This window comes from Kribbella sp. NPDC051952, from assembly GCF_040680855.1.
Taxonomy (GTDB): domain Bacteria; phylum Actinomycetota; class Actinomycetes; order Propionibacteriales; family Kribbellaceae; genus Kribbella.
Genome location: NZ_JBFAXQ010000001.1, coordinates 148,057 through 167,660, shown reverse-complemented (window position 1 = coordinate 167,660; position 19,604 = coordinate 148,057). Strand labels below are relative to the sequence as shown.

Here is a 19,604-nt window from a genome sequence, read left to right as displayed (position 1 = left end):
AGCTGAGTGCGTCTACTCGCGTCCGGGTGATGCGACGGCAAGAGAATTTCGCCGGCATGCGTCGGCGAGGCGATCGTCGTAGGTGACGACGACGTCAGCGTCGATCAGGACCGCTGTAGTGAGGTGAATAGCGTCGAGGCTGCGCAAGATCAGCGGCTCGACGCGGCGCGCAACGCTGATGACGTCGGCGGTCATCGGGCGTTCGTCGATACCGGACATCGCTTCGTCGATCAGGTCGCCGGCCGCGATCGGCGACCTGGCGCGAGCCATCACGGCACGCGAGACCTCGATCCAGGCCAGGGAGGACGAGGTCAGCAGGTCGTCCTGTTGGTAATGCGCGTCGAGGAAGTCCAGCAACGCGTCGGACTCGTCTTCGAGGACCACTCGCTTGATGAGCGCGCTGCTGTCCACATACACACGCATCAGAGCCGGTCCTCTCGATCGAGCAGCTCGAGACTGGTCATACCTTCCGGAAGGCGGAGCCGAGGTGCCGCCCGCCGGTACGGCACCCGTGCCGGCCGAACCAGGCCGGCCACTCGGGCCTGCTCCCGGTCCGAAAGAGGCGCCTCGTGCCCGATCAGGTGGAGATGTCGAGCAACGGCATCCCGAATGATCTCCTGCTGTGACTTTCCGGTGCGCTCGGCCTCCGCCTGGAGGGCGGCAGCTACCTCCGGGCTGAGTCGCAGGTTCGTGGCCATACCCGCATGGTACCGCTATCGGTGCCAGACCTGGTACCGATCAGGCTTGCGCGAGCGCGGCGCGGGCTTCGGTGAAGGCGGTGATGGCTCGTTCGACGTCGTCGGTGGAGTGGGCGGCGGAGAGTTGGACTCGGATTCGGGCCTTGCCGTGGGGGACGACGGGGTAGGAGAAGCCGATGACGTAGATGCCGAGGCCGAGGAGCTTGTCGGCCAGGCGGCCGGCTTCGGCGGCGTCGCCGATCATGACGGGGGAGATGGGGTGTTCGCCGGGGAGTACGTCGAAGCCCGCCTCGGTCATCTTGGTGCGGAAGAGCTTCGTGTTCGCGGCCAGCTTGTCGCGGAGGTCGCTCGAGCCGCCGATGAGTTCGAGCGCCTTCAGGGAGGCGGCCGTCACCGACGGGGCCAGGGAGTTGGAGAACAGGTACGGGCGGGAGCGCTGGCGGAGGAGTTCGACGATCTCGCGACGGCCGGAGACGTAGCCGCCGGACGCACCGCCGAGCGCCTTGCCGAGGGTGCCGGTGACGACGTCGACCCGATCCTTCACGCCGAACAGCGACGGCGTACCGGCGCCGTCCGAGCCGACGAAACCGACCGCGTGGGAGTCGTCCACCATGACGAGCGCGTCGTACCGCTCGGCCAGGTCGCAGATCTCGTCGAGGGGAGCGACGTACCCGTCCATCGAGAAGACGCCGTCGGTCGCGATCAGCCGGTAGCGGGCGTCGGCGGCGTCCTTCAGTTGGGCCTCGAGGTCGGCCATGTCGCGGTTCTTGTAGCGGAAGCGACGAGCCTTCGAGAGCCGGACACCGTCGATGATGCTGGCGTGGTTGAGCTCGTCGGAGATGATCGCGTCCTCGGCGCCGAGCAGGGTCTCGAACAGGCCGCCGTTCGCGTCGAAGCAAGAGCTGTAGAGGATGGTGTCCTCAGTACCAAGGAAGTTGCTCAGCGCACCTTCCAGGTCCTTGTGGATCTGCTGCGTCCCGCAGATGAAGCGGACCGACGCCATCCCGAAACCCCAACGATCCAAGGCGTCCCGGGCTGCCGCGATCACCTCGGGGTGGTCGGCCAGGCCGAGGTAGTTGTTCGCGCAGAAGTTCAGCACTTCGTTGCCAGACGCAACGGAGATCAGCGACTGCTGGGGTGAGGTGATCACCCGCTCGGACTTGTACAGTCCGGCGTCCCGGATCTCGCCGATTGTCGTCGTCAGGTCGTCGCGCATCCGCCCGAACATCAGTGCCTCTCCTCCAGTGCTTCGGTCGTCCAGTCCATGATCACCTTGCCGCACTGCCCCTGGCGTGCGACGTCGAAGGCTCGCTCGAAGTCGCCGTACCCGAACCGGTGGGTGATCACCGGGGTCAGGTCCAGTCCACGTTCCAGCATGACCGACATCGAGTACCAGGTCTCGAACATCTCCCGGCCGTAGATGCCCTTGATCGTCAGCATGTTGAGCACCACCGTGCTCCAGTCGATCGAGATCTCGTCCGACGGCAGGCCGAGCATCGCGACCTTCCCGCCGTGCGTCATGTTCGCGAGCATGTCCCGCAGCGCGGCCGGCTGACCGGACATCTCCATACCCACGTCGAAGCCCTCGCGCATGCCCAGGTTCCGCTGCGCCTCCGCGATCGTCTCCGAGTCGACGTTGACCGCCCGGGTCACGCCGATCTTGCGCGCGAGGTCCAGCCGGTACTCCGACAGGTCCGTGATCACCACGTTCCGCGCACCGGCGTGCAACGCGACCGCCGCGGCCATCACGCCGATCGGCCCGGCGCCGGTGATCAGCACGTCCTCACCGACCAGCGGGAACGACAAGGCAGTGTGTACGGCGTTGCCGAACGGGTCGAAGACCGCGGCGACATCCAGGTCGACCTCGTCCCGGTGGACCCACGCGTTGCTGGCGGGCAGAGCGACGTACTCCGCGAACGCGCCCGGCACGTGCACACCCAGGCCGCGCGTCTTGATGCAGAGGTGACGGCGGCCGGCGCGGCAGTTGCGGCAGCGGCCACAGACCAGGTGGCCCTCGCCGCTGACCAGGTCGCCCACCGCGACATCGCGGACGCCGACGCCGACCTCGACCACCTCGCCGCAGAACTCGTGCCCGGTGACCATCGGCACCGGCACGTTCTTCTGCGCCCAGGGATCCCAGTTCTGGATGTGCAGGTCGGTGCCGCACAGACCTGTCCGGAGCACCTTGATCAGGACCTCGTCGGCCTCGATCTTCGGCTCCGGAACTTCCTGCAACCACAGACCGGGCTTCGCCTCGGCCTTCACGAGCGCCTTCATGCCCACATCGTCGTCCTGGGCAACCACACCCGTCCATCGACACGTCGTACACAGCCTTTGCAGTTGAACTGCATACTGTTCCGCATGCGGGGACTGGTACGAGGGTTGGGGATCGTCCTGCTGGTGGCGGGGCTCGGGCTGCTCGGGTGGGCCGGCTGGCAGTACTTCGGCACCGGCATCACCTCGAACCAGAAGATGGGCGAGGCGGAGAAGTCCCTGCGTGACGACTGGAAGACCCCGTTGACCACACCGCCGTCGACCGGTACGCCGATCGTCCTGCTGCGGATCCCCAAGTTCGGTGCGGACTGGGAGAAGCCTGTCGTGGAAGGCGTCGGCAAGGACGACCTGTCCCGCGGTATCGGCCACTATCCCCAGACCCAGATGCCGGGCCAACCAGGCAACTTCGCCATCGCCGGCCACCGCGTCACCCACGGCTCCCCGTTCCGCAAGCTCCTCGACCTGCGCAAAGGCGACCTGGTCCTGGTCGAAACCGCCGATGTCGTCTACACCTACGAACTCGACGGCTCGCCCCGCGACCTCACGGTCAAGCCCACCGACAGCTGGGTCCTCGACCCCGTCCCGGGCAAGCCGCGGGAGACGCCGAGCAAGTCCGTCATCACCTTGACCACCTGCCAGGACCTCTTCCACTCCCCGGACCGATCAGTCGCCTTCGGGCACCTGGTGAAGGCGAGCAAGAAGTAGTGAGCTCGGCCTTGTTCTAAGCTCAACGCTCATGAGCTACGACCGGGACGGGTTGCTGGAGCAGGTCAGGACCAAGGCCATCGTGCATGGGCGGGTGACGTTGGCCTCCGGCAAGGAAGCCGACTACTACGTCGACCTGCGGCGGATCACGCTGGACTCGGCGGCCGCGCCGCTGATCGGTCCGGCGATGCTGGAGCTGACCAAGGACCTCGAGTACGACGCGGTCGGCGGCCTGACGCTCGGTGCCGACCCGGTGGCGATGTCGATGCTGCACGCGGCCGCGCAGGACGGGCGTGCGCTGGACGCGTTCGTCGTACGCAAGGCCGAGAAGACGCACGGGCTGCAGCGGCGGATCGAGGGGCCGGACGTGAAGGGCCGCCGGGTGCTCGCGGTCGAGGACACGTCGACCACCGGGGGATCGGTGCTCACCGCGGTCGAGGCGTTGCGGCAGGCCGGGGCAGAGGTCGTTGCCGTCGCGGTGATCGTGGACCGGGCGACCGGCGCGCGCGAGAAGGTGGAGTCCGAGGGCCTGGAATACCGGGCGGTGTTCGGGCTCGAGGATCTGGGTCTCAGCTGATGCAGAGCAGCACAGTCCTGATCGTTCTGTTCGCTGTCCTCGTCGGTGCCGGCCTCTTCTACTTCAGCTACATTCGCGCGAAGAAGCGGCGGGAGCTGTTCGCCGGATTCGCCGCGCAGCAAGGCTGGTCGTACGTCCAGGCCAACAACATGCTGGCCGGCCAGTGGGCCGGTACGCCGTTCCAGACCGGTGACAACCGGCGGGTCCAGAACGTGCTTTCCGGTCCGTTCAACGGTCACCAGATGGTTGCCTTCGACTACAGCTACCAGACCCACTCGACCGACTCGCACGGCCGTCGTACGACGCAGACCCACAAGTTCGGCGTGGTCGTGCTGCAGCTCCCGGGCACACTGCCGCACCTGGAGGTCACCCATGAGGGGATCTTCGGCGGCGCCGTGGCCAACGCCTTCTGCTTCCGGGACATCCAGTTCGAGAGCGACCAGTTCAACCGGGCCTTCCGGGTGAAGGCCGACGACGAGCGGTTCGGGCACGCGGTCGTCACGCCACGGATGATGGAACTCCTGCTGGCCCGCGGCGAGATCGGCTGGCGGATCGAAGGGAACTCCCTCGTCGGCTGGGACAAAGGCGCCCATGACCCCACCGAGGTGATGAACCGCCTCGCCCTGCTCCAGCAGGTCGTCCTGCAGGTCCCGCCGTACGTCTGGCGCGACTACGCCGGCGTGGATCCCCGTCTGCAGTAACCACCCGGCGGACCTGGCTACCCGTAGAGTCGCAAGCAGCATTATCGACACTCGGGAGCAGGGAATGACTTTCGTCATCATCGCGGTCGTGGTGATCGTCGTGATACTGGCCGTCGCGCTGATCACGTCGTACAACCGGTTCGTCAAGCAGCGGAACCTGATTCAGGAGTCCTGGCGGCAGATCGACGTCGAGTTGCACCGCCGGTACGACCTGATCCCGAACCTGGTCGAAACCGTCCGGGCGTACGCCGCGCACGAGCGGCACGTGTTCGAGGAGGTCGCCCGGCTGCGCACCCAGGCCGTCAACGTGCAGGGCGCGAACCCGGAGCAGCGGGCGGCGGCGGAGGGCGAGCTGTCCGGCGCGCTGCGGCAGATGATGATCTCGGTCGAGGCCTACCCACAGCTCCAGTCGAACCAGAACTTCCTCGGTCTGCAGCGCGAGCTGACCGACACCGAGGACCGGATCGCGGCCGGCCGCCGGTTCTACAACGCGAACGTCGGCGACTACAACACCCGGATCGAGGCGTTCCCGTCGAACCTGATCGCCGGTGGCTTCAAGTTCGAGAAGGCCGGCTACTTCGAGGTGAAGGACGAGGCGGTCCGCTCGGTCCCGCAGGTCTCGTTCGGCACGATCGGCTCGGTCGCGGGCGAGCAGGCGCCGCCGCAGATGCAGCCGGGTGCGCCGTCGTCCGGTCAGATCCACCCGCAGATGCCGGGTGACCAGGGCAACTACCCGCCGCAGCAGATCCCGCCGGGCTACCAGGGCCAGCCGGGTCAGCAGCCGCCGTACCAGGGCCAGGGATACCAAGGTCAGGGATACCAGGGGCAGGCACAGCCACCGGTGGGCGGACCGCCTGCGGGTTCCCCCGCGCCGCAGGACGGACAACCGCCGTTCACCGGTGGCCAGTAGGCACCGGTTTTCCCCGTAGCCCAGGACCCCCGACCCAGAGCTCCCAACCAGTGCCGGCCTGGTGGTGACGGCGGTCAAGTCGCCACCACCGGGCCTGCCCTCCCCCCGGTACCTATGTCAACCCTGACGCAGTGAGATACATCCGGCGTACATCGGCCTTCCCGCCGGGTGTAGGCGGATGCCACGATAGGTCGGTTCCAGAGTGGAGAGGCGAGAACGAGTGGACAGTCTGAGGTACGGAATCCTCGGACCTCTGCGCCTCGTGCACGCTCAGGGCCAGCCGCTGAAGGCGGCGAAACCGCGTCAGTTGCTGGCCACGTTGCTGCTCCACCCGAACCGGTTCGTCTCCACCGATCTGATCGCGGACGCACTCTGGGAGACGAGCCCGCCGCGCTCCGCGACCGCGAACATCCGCACCTACGTCCGCGTCCTGCGCGGCGTACTGCAAGAGGCCGGACTGCCCGCGCCGATCGACACCTCGGCCGCCGGCTACAGCATCGAGGTCGGGGTCGACGAGCTCGACGCCAGCCTGTTCGAGTCGCTGCTCGCCGAAGGTGGCCACCTCCGCGACGCCGGTGAGGGCCGGCAGGCGATGCAGGTGCTGTCCCGGGCCCACTCGCTCTGGCGCGGCAGCCCGCTGGACGACCTGATCATCCCGGCGGCCTGGGAGGGCACGATCGCCCGCCTCGAGGCGCAGCACCGCGGCCTGGTCGACAACCTGCTCGACCTGCGGCTCGAGTTCGGCGATGCGAGCGGAGCCGCCGTACTCCTGAGTGCACGCCTCACCGACGACCCGTACGACGAACAGCTCTGGCGTCGCCTGGTCGACGCCCTGCTGGCCGCCGGCCGGGTCGGTGAAGCGCGCGCCGCTTACACCAAAGCCGTACAGACCCTGGCCGACGAGCTCGACATCAAGCCGGGCCCCGAACTCGAAGCCGCCGGCGCCCGCGCCGAGAACGGCCGCTCCGCCAACTGGCCGAACCCGGGCATCCCCTCAGCGCGTACGACGGAACGCCCCGGGCCAGAAGTACAACCCGGTCCGATGTCCGCGCCGGAGCTGACGGATCCGCAGCGCCCGCCGAGCCAGTTGCCCCTTGACCTGCCCGACTTCAGCGGCCGCCACGACCACCTGGAGCAGCTGCGCGACCTCGTCTGTGGTCGCGACCCGGTGCGCCCGCCGATCGCGGTCATCTCCGGAGCTCCCGGGACCGGCAAGACGTCACTCGCCGTACGACTCGGGCATCTGGTCCGGGAGTCGTTTCCGGACGGTCAGATCTATCTGGACATGCACGGCGCGACCCAGCCGCGCGATCCGGCCGCCGCGCTGACCGATCTGCTGCTCAGCCTGAACCTGCCGGACTACGCGGTCCCGACCGACCCGGAGCGGCGGTCGGCGATGCTGCGGTCCGAGCTGGCCAGCCGCCGGGTGCTGATCATCCTCGACGACGTGGCCACGGCTGGTCAGGTCACTCCGCTGATGCCCGGTACGGGTGCCTCGGCGGTCGTCGTCACGAGTCGCAACCGGCTGATGGATCTGGCCGGTGCGGACAGCATGCCGCTCGACACGTTCGACGACCGCGAAGCGACCGCGCTGCTCGAATCGGTGGCCGGGGCCGGCCGGGTCGACCGGACCTCACCCGAGGCCGAGGAGATCCTCGCCGCCTGCGCCAACCTGCCGCTTGCGATCCGGATCGTGGGCAGCCGGCTGGCCCAGCGTCCCGACTTGAGCGCACGCGAGCTGGCCCGGCGGTTGCGTGACGAGTCGTCCCGCCTCGACGAGCTGAGCATCGGCGAGCTGGCGGTCCGTACGAGCGCCGACCTGAGCTACGACGCCCTCAGCCCGGAGGAGGCCCGGCTCTACCGCCTCATCGGCCACTTCGCCGTCGGCGTCTTCTCCGCTCGGGCCCTGGAAGCGGTCGCCTCACCAGCCTCCGTACGCCGGAGTCTGGACCGACTGATCGAGGTCAACCTGGTCCGGATCAGCTCGGTCGACCAGCGCGGTACGGCGCGCTACCGGGTTCACGATCTCCTGCGGCTGCACGCCCTCGGTGTCGGCGACGCGGACCAGAAGGCCCAGGCCGTGCGCGATGTGGAGATCGTTCTCGACGCGATCCTGAACAAGATGCGCCGGGCCAACAAGGCCCTGGCTTTCGAATACTTCGGCGTACACGAGCACACCGGTCCGTTGACGGCGCCGGATCCGTCGCCGTTCACCGAGACCGACGCGATCGCGTGGTTCGACAGCGAGCGCAGCACCTTCGTGCCCGCGATCCGGGCCGCGGCGCAGAACGGGCTGCACGAGTACGCCTGGCGGATCGCCGCGGCCTGGGGGCCGTACCTGGACATGCGGGCCGGGTTCGACGACTGGAACGGATCGCACCAGCAGGGCCTGCTCAATGCGATCGCCTGCGGTGATCGGCGGGCCGAGGCGATCATGCATCGCAACCTTGGTCAGCTCGCCCTCTACAAGGACGACTGGGACGACGCCTGGCGGCACTTCCAGGCGGCCGCGCCGCTGTTCGCCGAGGTCGGGGAGCGGCTCGGCGAGGGCATCACGGCCGTCGGTCTGGGCACCTGGCTGCGGGAACGCAGTTCGCTGGCCGAAGGCCTGGCGCAGTACGAGAAAGCCATCGAAGCCTTCGTCGAGGTCGGCAACGCCAACGCGGAAGCGCTGGCCCGGACCGCGGCGGCGAACGTCTGGCTGTCCCGCGACGACACGGTGACGGCCGGGCGCTATCTGGCCCAGGCGTTCCTGCTCGCCACCCGGCGCGTGGACAGCCACCGCGAGGCCAAGGTGCGGCGGCGGATCGCGGCGCTCCGGAGCAAACAAGGACAGTACGACCAGGCGATCCGGCAGTTGCGGACCGCGCTGGCGATCTTCAACGGCATCGGCGACGACCACTGTGCGACGTACGCGCGGACCGATCTCGGCGAGGCGCTGATGGCTCGCGGTGAGGTCGCGGCGGCCCGGAAGATGCTGCTCGACGCGATCGACATCGGCCACCGGCTGGGCGATCGCAGCGTCGAGGGGCAGGCGGCCCAGCAGCTCGGCCGGCTCTACCTGTCCACGGGCAACCTCGACTCGGCCCGGCGTACCCTCGACCGCGCCGCGCGGGTCTGGCAGCAGGCGGCCAACGACGACAAGGCGGCCGAGTGCCGGCGGGAGTTGACCGCGTTCGACGCGGGTGCCGCAGCCGGCTGATCACGTGGTGTGGTTGACGTTCTGAATGTACGGCGGCTGTATCGGCCCGCGTCAAGATCTTCCTTGTACGACGGCGGACAGGCCGGCGGTTCGGGGAATCGGGGGAGAACTATGGCCTGGGGGGACGTTGTCGTGGAGGGCCGAAATGTCCCGCGGGTCGCGAACCCGCGGGACGCTGAGGCGGCATTGAACTGGCAGCTGGAACGCGTCGGTTCGACCGCTTGGCAGGACTGGCCGCTGAAGTTCCAGCGGATGGCGTTCGGCTATGCCCAGGACAGTGGCTGGCACGACGCGGCCGACGCGGTCCAGTGGCTCGACCATCACGCCCTGCTGCGCGAGGGGCCCGCGCCACGGGGGGCGCTGGTCTGGTACCACGCGGCAGGCGAGATCCGGGTGGCGTGTTCACTCGGCTCCGGTCAGGTCGTCGGTGCGCTGCTCAGCGGTCCGGTCATGGTCGCGGACCTGGATTCCTTGAGCACCGACTGGGTTTGGTCAGAGGCGCATTTCCCGTTCGGGCACTAGAGTCTCGCGGCTGCATCCAGCGCTTGGTCGAAGAGCGCCGTACGAACGTCCTCTGCCTGCATCCAGCCCCGGCTGTCCCACTTGTCGCCGGCCAGCGCATCGCCGGCGTAGAGCAGCTGACCCACTCGAACCTCGCGATACTTGGCGACCGCGAAAAACGCCGCCGCCTCCATCTCGACCGTCACACAGCCTTCGGCCACGCGGCGCTCCAGCCGTGTGCGCGGCTCACGGAAGATCGCGTCGGTCGTCCACGTCGTACCGCTCCGATACGGCATGTCCGCCGCCTCGAGACTCGCGGCGATCGCGGCGCTCACGGTCGGATCCGCGCTCACGAACCGTTCCGGCGGCAGATAGTGGTACGACGTACCTTCGTCGCGGAGCGCCTGTTCCGCGATGACCACCTCGCCCATTGCGAGTTCCGGGATCAGCGCACCGGCACCGCCGACGGCGACGAAATCCCGGCAGCCCATGGCAATCGCGGCCTCCATCGCCACACAGGCCGCCGGAGCGCCCAGGCCCGGATAGAAGTAGGCGAGCTCCTCGCCCTTCCAGCTGGTGACGTACATCGGACGACGGTCCTGTGCTCCCAGCGATGCGTGAGCCGATCCGTCGGCCGCCTCGACCACCTCGGCGAAGAAGCACATGACCGCGCGACGGGGTGCGCCGTTCGCCTTGTAGATGTCCGCCGGATCGATGATCCCGGGCTCGGTGAGGTCGTCCTCCAGGAGCGGGATCCGCACGTCAGTCGTTGTGGTTGTTGGCGGCCGCGTGCTTGGGACCGGCGTGCTTCGGGCCATTCTCCGCGGTCGCGTTGCGGGAGCGGCGCCTGGCCAGCAGGTACTCGACGACCATGGGGATCAGCGAGATCAGCACCAGCAGGACGAGCGCTGCCTCGAGGTTCTTGTGGATGAAGTCGACGTTGCCGAGCGCGTGGCCCAGCAGGGTCACACCGCAGGCCCAGAGGACGGCGCCGATCCCGGTCCAGAGGAAGAACTTCTTCGGATCCATCCTGCCCGCGCCGGCCACGATCGTGATGAACGTCCGCACGATCGGGACGAACCGGGCCAGCACCAGCGCCCGCGGGCCGTACCGCTCGAAGAACTCGTGCGTTTGCTCGATGTACTTGGGTTTCAGGAAACGAGCGTTCGGATTGCGGAAGAGCGTCGTACCGAGTGCTCTGCCGATGTAGTAACCGGACACGTTGCCCAGGAACGCCGAGACGGTGAGGATCACGCAGGCGAGCCAGAGTGGGACGTCGATCGTCCCGGCCGCGATGAACAGGCCGACGGCGAACAGCAGTGAATCACCGGGCAGGATCGGGAACAGCAATCCGCACTCGATGAACACCACCGCGGCCGTGCCCCAGAGGGCCCAGTCACCCAGCCAGTTCAGCAGGTACTCCGGGTCCATCCAGTTCGGCATCAGCATCACGACATGTAGAAGCACGCGGACAGGGTAGCGTCCCCAGCTGTGCAGGAGCTGAGTGGCGATGATCTACGCGGAGCAGATGTGGTCGGGCCGGCCGAGGTCGGAGTCGGGCCGTGGGAAGGCGAATGGCCTGACGATCCACGGCTGGATCCGGAGTTGCTGGCGGGCGGGGACCGGCGGAACGTGGTCGACAAGTACCGGTATTGGACGTTGTCGGCGATCGTCGCGGACCTCGACGAGCAGCGGAACCCGTTCCATATCGCGATCGAGAACTGGCAGCACGACCTCAATATCGGGTCGGTGGTGCGGACAGCCAACGCGTTCCTCGCGGCCGAGGTGCACATCGTCGGGAACCGGAAGTGGAACCGGCGCGGTGCGATGGTGACGGACCGGTACCAGCATGTGCGGCATCACCCGCAGCTGGCGGACCTGGCGTCGTACGCCGGTTCGCAGGCGTTGCCCGTAATCGGGATCGACAATCTGCCGGGCTCGGTTCCGTTGGAGACCTACGATCTGCCGGCTGAGTGCGTGTTGCTCTTCGGTCAGGAGGGGCCTGGGTTGACCGCTGAGGCGCATGCGATCTGCACGGACGTGTTGTCGATCGCCCAGTTCGGGTCGACCCGCTCGATCAACGCGAGTGCGGCGGCGGCGATCGCCATGCACGCTTGGATCCGCCGGCACACGTTTGGTCAGCCATCCAGTAGTTGATCCAGCAGGTCGGCTGCGAGCTGGAGCACTGCACGCTCGGTCGGGTTGAGGCGCTCGCTGATCGCGTCGGTGAGCCAGTCGTCCGAGCTCTGCATGTGGTCCTTCAGCAGCTGTCGCCCGATGGCCGTGAGCTCGATCGTGTGCCGCCGCCGGTCCCGGGTGTCCTGGGACCGGCTGATCAGCTCCTGCTCTTCGAGACTCGCCAGCACCCGCGTGAGCGACTGCGGCTGCACCCGCTCGGATGCCGCGATCTCACTCGCTGTCAGCTCACCCCGCCGATGTAGCTGTCCCAGCACGGCGATCCCCGTGCTCCCCAGCCCTTCGGTCGGCCGCTCGGCCCGCAACCGCAACGCCAACCGCGTGCTCGCCCGCCGCAGAGCCACCGCGGTCTTCTGTGGGTCATAAGCTTCCACTTACTAATTCTCCGCTCATCGTGCTCGTGAATGCTAAGCTAAGCTTACTATGACAGTCCTGGCGCCGCGAGACATCCTGCGCTGGTCGCCCGACCCACCCGTCGGTCGCGCGGCGATCATCACCGCCGCCCTCGCCATGGCACCCCCGGTCGCGTACGGCGTCCTCTCCGGCCACCTCGTCCACGCCTCCTACGCCGCCCTAGGCGCCATGGCAACCGCCCTCCCCAGTGGGTTGTCGGCTGGTGGTTGGCGCCACTTCTCCTCTTTTGGTGGGAGGGCGGTTCGGCTTGGTGTTGTGGGGATGGTCGTGACGGCGGCCGCGTTCGCGGGGGCTTGGTTGGGCGGGCGTGGGTGGGTCACCGCGATCGGGGTGGTGGTGCTGGCCGCGGTTGCTGGTGTGGTTGGTGGGTTCAGTCGATGGACGGCTGACGTGACGACGCGGTTCGTCACGTTCCTGGTGATTGCTACCGGCGTCGGCGCGGCGGCTGATCCGGCGGAAGTCGCGCTGTGGTTCGCGATCGGCGCCGCCTGGGCTGTCGTGGTCGCTTTGCCGTTCTTGTCGGCTCAGAGTCGCGCGGCAGGACCGTCGTACGAGGCGTTGCGGCGCCGCTGGCTGCGCAACCTGCGCCGGGCAGACGGATGGCGGTACCCGGCGCAACTCCTGCCATGCTTGGCGCTGGCCGAGGTGATCGGGGTGCTCTGGCATCAGGACAAGGCGTACTGGATCGCCGTCGCGGTAGTGATCGTTCTCCGGCGCGGTGGCGGATCGTTGCTACGAGCAACACAAAGATGCCTCGGAACTTGCATCGGCGTACTGATCGGCGCCGCGGTGATCCTGTGGGTACCCCCGTCCTGGGTGATCGTCGCAATCGTGGCTCTGCTGGCAGGAGCGCGACCGTTGCTCAAGGTGCGCAACTACGCCGCCTACGCAACGGTGATGACGCCACTCCTCGTCCTCCTGCTCGACCTCGGCCGCACGCCCGCACTGTCCACCGTCGGCTACCGTCTGATCGACACCGTCTTCGGTTGCTCGATCGCCTTGATTCCCAGTGTTGTAAGGAGAATTCATGTGGGCTGACCACGCAATCTGGTGGCAAGTCTATCCCCTCGGTTTCGTCGGCGCGGAGAAGGATGCACGTACGCCGGTCGTCCATCGCCTGTCCCAGTTGGAGAACTGGCTCGACTACGCGATCGAGCTTGGTTGCTCAGGGCTCCTACTCGGCCCGGTCTTCGCTTCCGAGACGCACGGCTACGACACCATCGACCATTTCCGGATCGACCCGCGCCTGGGTGACGACGCGGACTTCGACCGGCTCGTGGCGCAAGCCCACGCTCGCGGTCTCCGGGTCGCTCTCGACGGCGTCTTCAACCATGTCGCGCGGTCCTTCAACGGTCCGGCCGACTGGTTCCGCCATCGCCCGGACGGCACGCTCGACACCTTCGAGGGGCATGAGCAGCTCGTCGCGCTGGACCACAGCCGGCCCGAAGTGTCGCAGTACGTTTCCGATGTGTTGAGCCACTGGCTCGATCGCGGTGTCGACGGGTGGCGGCTCGATGCGGCGTACGCCGTACCGGCCGAGTTCTGGCGGGCGGTCCTTCCACGCGAGCGTTATCCCGACGCCTGGTTCTTCGGCGAGGTCATCCACGGCGACTACGCCGGGTACGTCGCCGGTAGCGGCCTCGACTCGGTCACGCAGTACGAGCTCTGGAAGGCGATCTGGAGTTCGCTCAACGACGGCAACTTCTTCGAGCTCGCCTACGCCCTCGGGCGGCACGACGAGCTGCTCGACACGTTCGTGCCGCAGACGTTCGTCGGCAATCACGACGTGACCCGGATCGCGACCCAGCTGGCGGACGAGCGGCACCTCGGTCACGCGCTCGCGATCCTGTTCGCGGTTGGCGGCGTACCGAGCATCTACTACGGCGACGAGCAGGCGTTCCGCGGCCTGAAGGAGGACCGGATCGGTGGGGACGACGCGATCCGGCCTGCCTTCCCGGCTGCGCCCGCCGAGCTGTCACCGGACGGCTGGCCGACCTACCGGTTGCATCAACGGTTGATCGGCGTACGGCGGCGTAACGCGTGGCTGACCCGGGGCCGGACGACGGTCGAGCACCTGACCAACCAGTTGGTCGCCCTACGGACGGTCGGCGACGAGGGCGTTGTACTGCTGCTGCTCAACATCTCGGACCAGGCTGAGCGCTTCCCGGTGGACTCGAGCGGGCTGACGGTCGGTGCGCAACCGGAGGACGGCGAGCCGGTCGGTGACCCGCTGCTCGTGCCGGCGCACAGCTGGAGATTCCTGACGCGTCCGTAACCCCGGGGCCGGGTGCCGCGTTGTCCCGTACGACAGAAGTGAGGCTTCTCGATCAAAGTCAGCCCCAACTCGGGGGGCTCGATGTGCATCAAGTACGTCGTACGGGTTTGTGACGGAATCATGGGGGTTGTTGATGAACGCGCTGTGGGACGAACTGATTCACGAGTTAGGGACCGTGCGTGCCTTGAGCGCCGCCGCCCTGGAGGCGCGGACCGAGGTGTCCCGGGTCGCCCTGATCACGTTGCTGGACGCGGAGACCGCCGAGATCTCGGCGATTCTCGATCAGATCCTCCGCGAGGACCGGCAATCCTCCGCTGCTTGACCGTGCCCGCTCACTCTCAGCGGGCGGGCACGGTCATGCTCTCAGCGGCCTAGCAACGTGCTGAGAGCCTGGCGGAGGGACTCGGTCGGGTCGGCGGGCTGCGCGAAGGCCCGAAACGCGATGTGCTGATCCGGCCGGACCAGCAGGCAGCCGCCGTCCGGGATCTCGCGCACCCGGGACCAGTCGCCGTACAGGTCCTCGAGCTCGTGGCCGGGGCCGATCACGAACGCCTCGATCGGTACGCCGAGCTGCTCGGACACGGACTGTGCTCCCTTGACCCACGCCTCGCCACCGATCCCGGTGAGCAGCGTGAACCGTCCCTTCCCGACAACATCGAGCGTGCTGACCGTCTCCGATCCGCGCGTCAGCCAGCAGTGCGGGATCCGGGCCCCCGGCCAGGTCGTCGGGTGGTAGAACAGCTCCTCGTCGCGATCGTAGGAGGGTGCGGCTGTGCCGTCCGGGACGACGGCCGCTGAGCGGTAGCGCTGACCGAGCTCCACGCCGTGGGCGTTGAACTCGTAGTCCTTCAGCTCGATCGCGGTCCGTAGCTCCTCGCGCTGGGCGGCACCCTCCGGGGTGTCGTCCTTACGCGACTCGATCGTCCGCCCGGCGGGGGCGTCAGGTGTCATCCCGAGCGCCCGGAAGATCTGGCCGAACTGGGTCCGGCTCAGATTCGCCCGGTCCACGATCTGCTTCGCGATCGGCGTCCGTTCCTCGTCGTAGGTCTGAAGCAGTTCGGGCGCCGCCTGGCCCTTGAGTACCAGCGCCAGCTTCCAGGCCAGGTTGTACGCGTCCTGGATCGACGTGTTCGAGCCAAGGCCGTTGCTCGGCGGATGCCGGTGGATCGCGTCGCCCATACAGAACACACGGCCCTTCGAGGCCTGTTCGGCGTACATGTGGTTGACGCTCCAGACCGACGTACCCTTCAGCTTCACGTCGATCGTGTCGTCGCCGACCAGGTTGTGCACGATCTCGGTCGCCATCGCCTCGTCGACCACCGGCGCCGGCTGGCTGATGTCGTAGCCCCAGACGATGAGCCACTCGTTCCACGGACGGACCATCCGGATCAGGCCGGCGCCGATCCCGCCGATCTGCGCGCCGGGCTGGAGGACCCAGTACAGGACGCTCGGGCGATGGGCGACGTACCGGCTCAGGTCGGCTTCGAAGACGATGTTCATCGAGCCTTCGATGTCCATCGCGCCCGCCATCGGCAACCCGATGTCTTGCGCCACCTTGCTGCGGCCGCCGTCGGCGCCGATCAGGTACTTCGCGCGGATCTGGAAGGTCTCTCCGCTGAGTCGGTCCCGGACCGTGGCGGTGACGCCGTCCTCGTCCTGCTCCAGGGAGAGGTACTCCGTGTTGAACCGGAGTCGCGCGCCCCGGCTGGCCGCCGTACTGACGAGGATCGGCTCGAACAGGGTCTGCGGCAGATCGCAGGGGAGGGTCGGGCTGGCCTCGGTGTAGTCGGCCAGCCGGCGCGGATGCGTACCCCACGTACGGATGCGGCCGATCTCCTCGCCCGCCAGGCTGGTGCAGAACGCGGTCTCGCCCATCAGGTGATGCGCGGTGCCCTTGTCGACCACCTGGTCCTCGATACCCATGTCCCGCATCAGTTCGATCGTGCGCTGGTTGGTGATGTGCGCGCGGGGCGTGTTCGCGGTCCACCCGTAGCGGGACAGTACGACGTTGTCGACGCCGTACGTGGACAGGAAGAGGGAGGCGGCACCGCCGGCCGGGCCGCTGCCGACGATGAGCACGTCTGTGGTGATCACTGCTGCGTCTCCTCGCTGGCCAGCACCAGGTCGTAGCTGACGGAGTAGTAGGGCTTGTCGGGGGTCTTGCCATCCGGCGCTGTGCTGCCGTCCGGTGCTGTGCTGCCGTCCGGTGCTGTGGTGCCGGCCGGGTGTTCGGTGAACTCGGCGATCAGCGAGTCTTTGACGCCGAAGACCGCGTCGCTCTCCAGGTACTGGTCGCCTTGAGCGAAGACGTGGGTGATGAGGCGCGCGTACCCGGGAGCCGTGACCATGAAGTGGATGTGAGCCGGACGCATCGGACCGCGGCCACCGGCGCGGAGGAGCTCGCCGACCGGGCCGTCGTCCGGGATCGGGTAGGCGACCGGCTTCACCGCCCAGAACGAATAGTTGCCGTCAGCATCAGTTGTCAGATGGGCCCGGTTCTGGGGGCCGTCGGTTTCCTTCTGGACGTCGTAGAACCCGTCCTCGTCGGCCTGCCAGGTCTCGACCAGCGCTCCGGCGATCGGCTCGCCCTTCGTGGTCAGTACCCGCCCGCTGACCAGGCACGGCTGTCCGGGGGCGCCGTTCGCGATGTCTGCGCCCAGCTCGACTCCGGGTGAACCTTCGACGAAGAACGGCCCGAACACGGTCGACTCGGTGGCACCCGATGTACTGGGGTTGCCGAGTCCGACGGTGAGCATCGACAGCCCGAGTACGTCGGCCAGCAGCACGAACTCCTGGCGGGTCTCGGTCGAGATCTGGCCGGTACGGGTGAGGAAGTCGATCCCGGTGAAGTACTCCGCCTCGGTCAGGTTCACCTCCCGCGCGAACGCGTGCAGATGACGCACCAGGGCGCTCATGACCGTCTTCGTCCGCTCGTCCTTGCTGCCGTCGAAGCTCGCCACGACCGCGTCGGTCAGGGCGTCGCCTTGCAGGTCCATCCGGTCGCTCCTCATAGCTCCAGGCTGTCGGGTCGGGTGCCGGCCCAGGCGCGGGTGAGAATCTCCTGCACCAGTTCTTCGGTCACGGGGATCGGGTTCGCTGTCGGCTGGAAGGCGTGGGCCGCTTCCCTCGCCTGCTCCTCGCTCAGCCCTAGGGTGTGGAGGCTCGTCGGGACGCCAGCTGTGGTGAACAGGTCGTAGAGGCCGGTGGCCAGGTCGTCGGTTTGCAGCGCGTCTTCCAAGCGGGCTTTGGCTTTTGGTACGGCGGGGGCGTTGAGGCGGGCCACCTGGGGGAGTACTGCGGCGTGGGTCTCGGCGTGCGGGAGGTTGTAGGTGCCGCCGAGGAGGTGGCAGAGCTTGTGGTGGAGTCCGGTGCCGGCTGTTGCGAGGGCGGATCCGGCGAGGCAGGCGCCGTACAAGAGGTTGCTTCGGGCATCTAGATCTGTTGGGCTCTCGAGGACCTTGGTGAGTCCCGTCGATAGCGCGCGTAGGCCTTCCACTGCGGTGGTTTCGGTGATGGGGTCGGCCTTCGGTGTCCAGACTGCTTCTACGCAGTGCGCGATCGCGTTGGCGACGCTCGCCGCTGTCACCTTCAGCGGCAGGTGCTGGCTGAGCACCGGGTCGTAGATGACGACCTTCGGCAGCACGTTCAGATCTGTGCCGGTGGTCTTGCTCCCACCGGACGTCTCACCCCAAACCGGCGTCATCTCGGACCCCGCGTACGTCGTCGGCACCGCCACGATCGGCACCCCACCGGCCGCTCCCTCCGGCACCCCGCCTGCCGCTTCCGCCCGCAGGCTGCCTGCCGCTTCTGCTCGCAGCCCGCCTGCTGCTTCCGCCTGCGGGTTGCTTGCTGCTTGCTCGGGGAGGGCGTTTGTCAGGGCTACTGCCTTTGCCAGGCCGATGGCGGATCCGCCACCGATCGCGACTATCCCGTCGGCGCCGATCTCGCGGGCCTTTGCCCGCGCGTCCTCCGCGACCTTCGTCGGGACGTGTTGCGCGACGCCGTCGATCCGCCCGGCGAAGCGGTCGCCCAACTCGACCTCGACCACATCGGCCGCGTCCCGGGCGGAGTTGGTCGCGATCAGCAGCACCCGCCGTACGCCGAGCAGCTCGACCTCGGCCGCCACGCGATCCAGCGACCCCGCCCCGAACACCACCCGCCCGGGCAGAAACGTGTGCACGAACTCCGACTCAGGCATCTGGTACCTCCCGCGGCCCGCGTCGGCGCGCGACAGTCATCAGGCACGCACGGGGAACTGGACCTGGCATGGGCTGCTCCGCTAGGATTTCGCTGAGCGAATAGTTCTTCTTTCAACGAAAAGTAGGCTAGCCGATGGCGGGTGAGGCGTCTACAGGGACGTTTCTGCAAGGGCTGGAGCGCGGGCTCGCGGTGATCCGGGCATTCTCGGCCGACGCACCGTCGCTGACCTTGAGCGAGGTCGCGCGCTCCGTCGGGATTACTCCAGCGACAGCGCGCCGGATCCTGCTCACGCTGGAGGAGCTCGGGTACGTCCGCAGCGACACCCGCCGCTTCTCGCTGACCCCGCGCGTCCTCGCGCTCGGCTGGGCGTACTTGTCCTCGCTCGACCTCGGCGAACTCGCCGGTCCGTTCATGGAGGAGCTCAGCGCCAAAACGCGCGAGTCCTGCTCGATCGCAACCCTCGACCTTCCCGACATCGTGTACGTCGCTCGCGTGCCGACCAGCCGGATCATGACAGTGGCACTCGGGGTCGGCGCCCGGCTTCCGGCGTACCCGACGTCGATGGGCCGGGTCCTGCTCGCGGACCTCACCGACGACGAACTCACGTCGTACCTCGCGACTCTTCAGGCCGAGTCGCTCACCGCCCGCACGGTCACGGCTCCGGACAAGCTGCGCGAGACGGTGAGCCGGGCCCGCGTGGACGGGTTCGCGTTGGTCGACCAGGAGTTGGAACTGGGTCTCCGCTCAATCGCAGCGCCGATCCGGAACTCCCGCGGGCGCACGATCGCCGCCCTCAACGTCTCGGCTCACGCGTCTCGCTCGACGCCCGCGTCACTGCGCGCCGAGGTCCTGCCGCATCTCCAAGCTGCAGCTGATCAGATCACCACAGCCCTAACCCACCGCGGCCACCTATAACAACCGCGATCCGCCGTCGTAAACCGCACAACCAAC

At 67.9% G+C, this 19,604-nt stretch carries 21 protein-coding genes; 11 read left to right on the top strand and 10 right to left on the bottom strand.

Annotation, left to right across the window (positions count from 1 at the left end):
* Nucleotides 1-12: 12 nt before the first annotated feature.
* From AB0L70_RS00790 to tdh, 4 genes are read right to left on the bottom strand one after another with little or no spacing between them, the layout of a single operon-like run.
* Nucleotides 13-423: a type II toxin-antitoxin system VapC family toxin gene (locus AB0L70_RS00790; RefSeq protein ID WP_363678464.1), complete on the bottom strand. Its 411-nt coding sequence runs from the start codon at nucleotides 421-423 to the stop codon at nucleotides 13-15.
* Nucleotides 423-698, bottom strand: a complete 276-nt coding sequence (locus AB0L70_RS00785) for a ribbon-helix-helix protein, CopG family (RefSeq protein ID WP_363678462.1) — start codon at nucleotides 696-698, stop codon at nucleotides 423-425. The genes AB0L70_RS00790 and AB0L70_RS00785 overlap by 1 nt, the downstream gene beginning before the upstream one ends.
* 40 nt (nucleotides 699-738) lie before the next feature.
* The gene (locus AB0L70_RS00780; RefSeq protein WP_363678460.1) at nucleotides 739-1,926 is read right to left on the bottom strand and encodes a glycine C-acetyltransferase; all 1,188 of its coding nucleotides are present in this window, start codon (nucleotides 1,924-1,926) and stop codon (nucleotides 739-741) included.
* Nucleotides 1,926-2,975 carry an L-threonine 3-dehydrogenase gene (gene tdh / locus AB0L70_RS00775; RefSeq protein WP_363678458.1) on the bottom strand — a complete coding sequence of 350 codons (1,050 nt, stop codon included), beginning with the start codon at nucleotides 2,973-2,975 and terminating at the stop codon, nucleotides 1,926-1,928. The genes AB0L70_RS00780 and tdh overlap by 1 nt, the downstream gene beginning before the upstream one ends.
* A gap of 84 nt (nucleotides 2,976-3,059) precedes the next feature.
* Here tdh and AB0L70_RS00770 point away from each other — a divergent pair, with 84 nt between their 5' ends.
* From AB0L70_RS00770 to AB0L70_RS00745, 6 genes are all read left to right on the top strand, one after another.
* Nucleotides 3,060-3,677: a class E sortase gene (locus AB0L70_RS00770; protein ID WP_363678456.1), complete on the top strand. Its 618-nt coding sequence runs from the start codon at nucleotides 3,060-3,062 to the stop codon at nucleotides 3,675-3,677.
* A 31-nt stretch (nucleotides 3,678-3,708) separates the two neighbouring features.
* Nucleotides 3,709-4,254: an orotate phosphoribosyltransferase gene (gene pyrE, locus AB0L70_RS00765; RefSeq protein ID WP_363678455.1), complete on the top strand. Its 546-nt coding sequence runs from the start codon at nucleotides 3,709-3,711 to the stop codon at nucleotides 4,252-4,254.
* Nucleotides 4,254-4,955: a hypothetical protein gene (locus tag AB0L70_RS00760; RefSeq protein ID WP_363678453.1), complete on the top strand. Its 702-nt coding sequence runs from the start codon at nucleotides 4,254-4,256 to the stop codon at nucleotides 4,953-4,955. Before pyrE ends, AB0L70_RS00760 begins: the two co-directional genes overlap by 1 nt.
* Nucleotides 4,956-5,019: 64 nt before the next feature.
* On the top strand, nucleotides 5,020-5,865 hold the full coding sequence (locus AB0L70_RS00755; protein ID WP_363678452.1) for a LemA family protein: 846 nt from the start codon (nucleotides 5,020-5,022) through the stop codon (nucleotides 5,863-5,865).
* 220 nt (nucleotides 5,866-6,085) lie between these two features.
* Entirely contained in the window at nucleotides 6,086-9,067 is a 2,982-nt protein-coding gene (locus AB0L70_RS00750; protein WP_363678450.1) for a BTAD domain-containing putative transcriptional regulator, read from the top strand.
* A 132-nt stretch (nucleotides 9,068-9,199) separates the two neighbouring features.
* On the top strand, nucleotides 9,200-9,589 hold the full coding sequence (locus tag AB0L70_RS00745) for a hypothetical protein (RefSeq protein ID WP_363678448.1): 390 nt from the start codon (nucleotides 9,200-9,202) through the stop codon (nucleotides 9,587-9,589).
* On the opposite strand, the gene AB0L70_RS00740 is transcribed toward AB0L70_RS00745, so the two are convergent.
* Together AB0L70_RS00740 and AB0L70_RS00735 are read right to left on the bottom strand one after the other, a co-directional pair.
* On the bottom strand, nucleotides 9,586-10,329 hold the full coding sequence (locus AB0L70_RS00740; RefSeq protein WP_363678446.1) for a nucleoside phosphorylase: 744 nt from the start codon (nucleotides 10,327-10,329) through the stop codon (nucleotides 9,586-9,588). The two genes, AB0L70_RS00745 and AB0L70_RS00740, sit on opposite strands and share 4 nt — an antisense overlap.
* 1 nt (nucleotide 10,330) lies before the next feature.
* Nucleotides 10,331-11,035 (bottom strand): DedA family protein, encoded by a 705-nt coding sequence (locus AB0L70_RS00735; RefSeq protein ID WP_363678444.1) that lies wholly within the window; start codon nucleotides 11,033-11,035, stop codon nucleotides 10,331-10,333.
* A gap of 24 nt (nucleotides 11,036-11,059) precedes the next feature.
* Here AB0L70_RS00735 and AB0L70_RS00730 point away from each other — a divergent pair, with 24 nt between their 5' ends.
* Nucleotides 11,060-11,725 (top strand): TrmH family RNA methyltransferase, encoded by a 666-nt coding sequence (locus AB0L70_RS00730; protein ID WP_363678442.1) that lies wholly within the window; start codon nucleotides 11,060-11,062, stop codon nucleotides 11,723-11,725.
* Here the strand turns inward: AB0L70_RS00730 and AB0L70_RS00725 are convergent.
* Entirely contained in the window at nucleotides 11,707-12,138 is a 432-nt protein-coding gene (locus AB0L70_RS00725) for a MarR family transcriptional regulator (protein WP_363678440.1), read from the bottom strand. The genes AB0L70_RS00730 and AB0L70_RS00725 overlap by 19 nt on opposite strands.
* Nucleotides 12,139-12,187: 49 nt before the next feature.
* Between AB0L70_RS00725 and AB0L70_RS00720 the strand changes: the two genes are divergently transcribed.
* The 3 genes from AB0L70_RS00720 to AB0L70_RS00710 all read left to right on the top strand — a co-directional run bounded on the left by AB0L70_RS00720 (nucleotide 12,188) and on the right by AB0L70_RS00710 (nucleotide 14,775).
* Nucleotides 12,188-13,216, top strand: a complete 1,029-nt coding sequence (locus AB0L70_RS00720) for an FUSC family protein (protein WP_363678438.1) — start codon at nucleotides 12,188-12,190, stop codon at nucleotides 13,214-13,216.
* Nucleotides 13,206-14,453 (top strand): alpha-amylase family glycosyl hydrolase, encoded by a 1,248-nt coding sequence (locus AB0L70_RS00715; RefSeq protein WP_363678436.1) that lies wholly within the window; start codon nucleotides 13,206-13,208, stop codon nucleotides 14,451-14,453. Before AB0L70_RS00720 ends, AB0L70_RS00715 begins: the two co-directional genes overlap by 11 nt.
* A gap of 133 nt (nucleotides 14,454-14,586) precedes the next feature.
* Nucleotides 14,587-14,775, top strand: a complete 189-nt coding sequence (locus AB0L70_RS00710) for a hypothetical protein (protein WP_363678434.1) — start codon at nucleotides 14,587-14,589, stop codon at nucleotides 14,773-14,775.
* Nucleotides 14,776-14,816: 41 nt separating this feature from the next.
* On the opposite strand, the gene AB0L70_RS00705 is transcribed toward AB0L70_RS00710, so the two are convergent.
* Genes AB0L70_RS00705 through AB0L70_RS00695 form a run of 3 tightly spaced genes read right to left on the bottom strand, consistent with a single transcriptional unit; the run spans nucleotide 14,817 to nucleotide 18,651 of the window.
* Nucleotides 14,817-16,547, bottom strand: coding sequence for an FAD-dependent monooxygenase (locus AB0L70_RS00705; protein ID WP_363678432.1), 1,731 nt, complete (start codon nucleotides 16,545-16,547; stop codon nucleotides 14,817-14,819).
* Nucleotides 16,544-17,464 (bottom strand): intradiol ring-cleavage dioxygenase, encoded by a 921-nt coding sequence (locus AB0L70_RS00700; RefSeq protein ID WP_363678430.1) that lies wholly within the window; start codon nucleotides 17,462-17,464, stop codon nucleotides 16,544-16,546. Before AB0L70_RS00700 ends, AB0L70_RS00705 begins: the two co-directional genes overlap by 4 nt.
* Nucleotides 17,461-18,651 carry a maleylacetate reductase gene (locus AB0L70_RS00695; RefSeq protein ID WP_363678428.1) on the bottom strand — a complete coding sequence of 397 codons (1,191 nt, stop codon included), beginning with the start codon at nucleotides 18,649-18,651 and terminating at the stop codon, nucleotides 17,461-17,463. The genes AB0L70_RS00700 and AB0L70_RS00695 overlap by 4 nt, the downstream gene beginning before the upstream one ends.
* Before the next feature lie 134 nt (nucleotides 18,652-18,785).
* On the opposite strand from AB0L70_RS00695, the gene AB0L70_RS00690 reads away from it, so the two are divergent.
* Nucleotides 18,786-19,568, top strand: a complete 783-nt coding sequence (locus AB0L70_RS00690; RefSeq protein WP_363678426.1) for an IclR family transcriptional regulator C-terminal domain-containing protein — start codon at nucleotides 18,786-18,788, stop codon at nucleotides 19,566-19,568.
* Nucleotides 19,569-19,604: the final 36 nt, after the last annotated feature.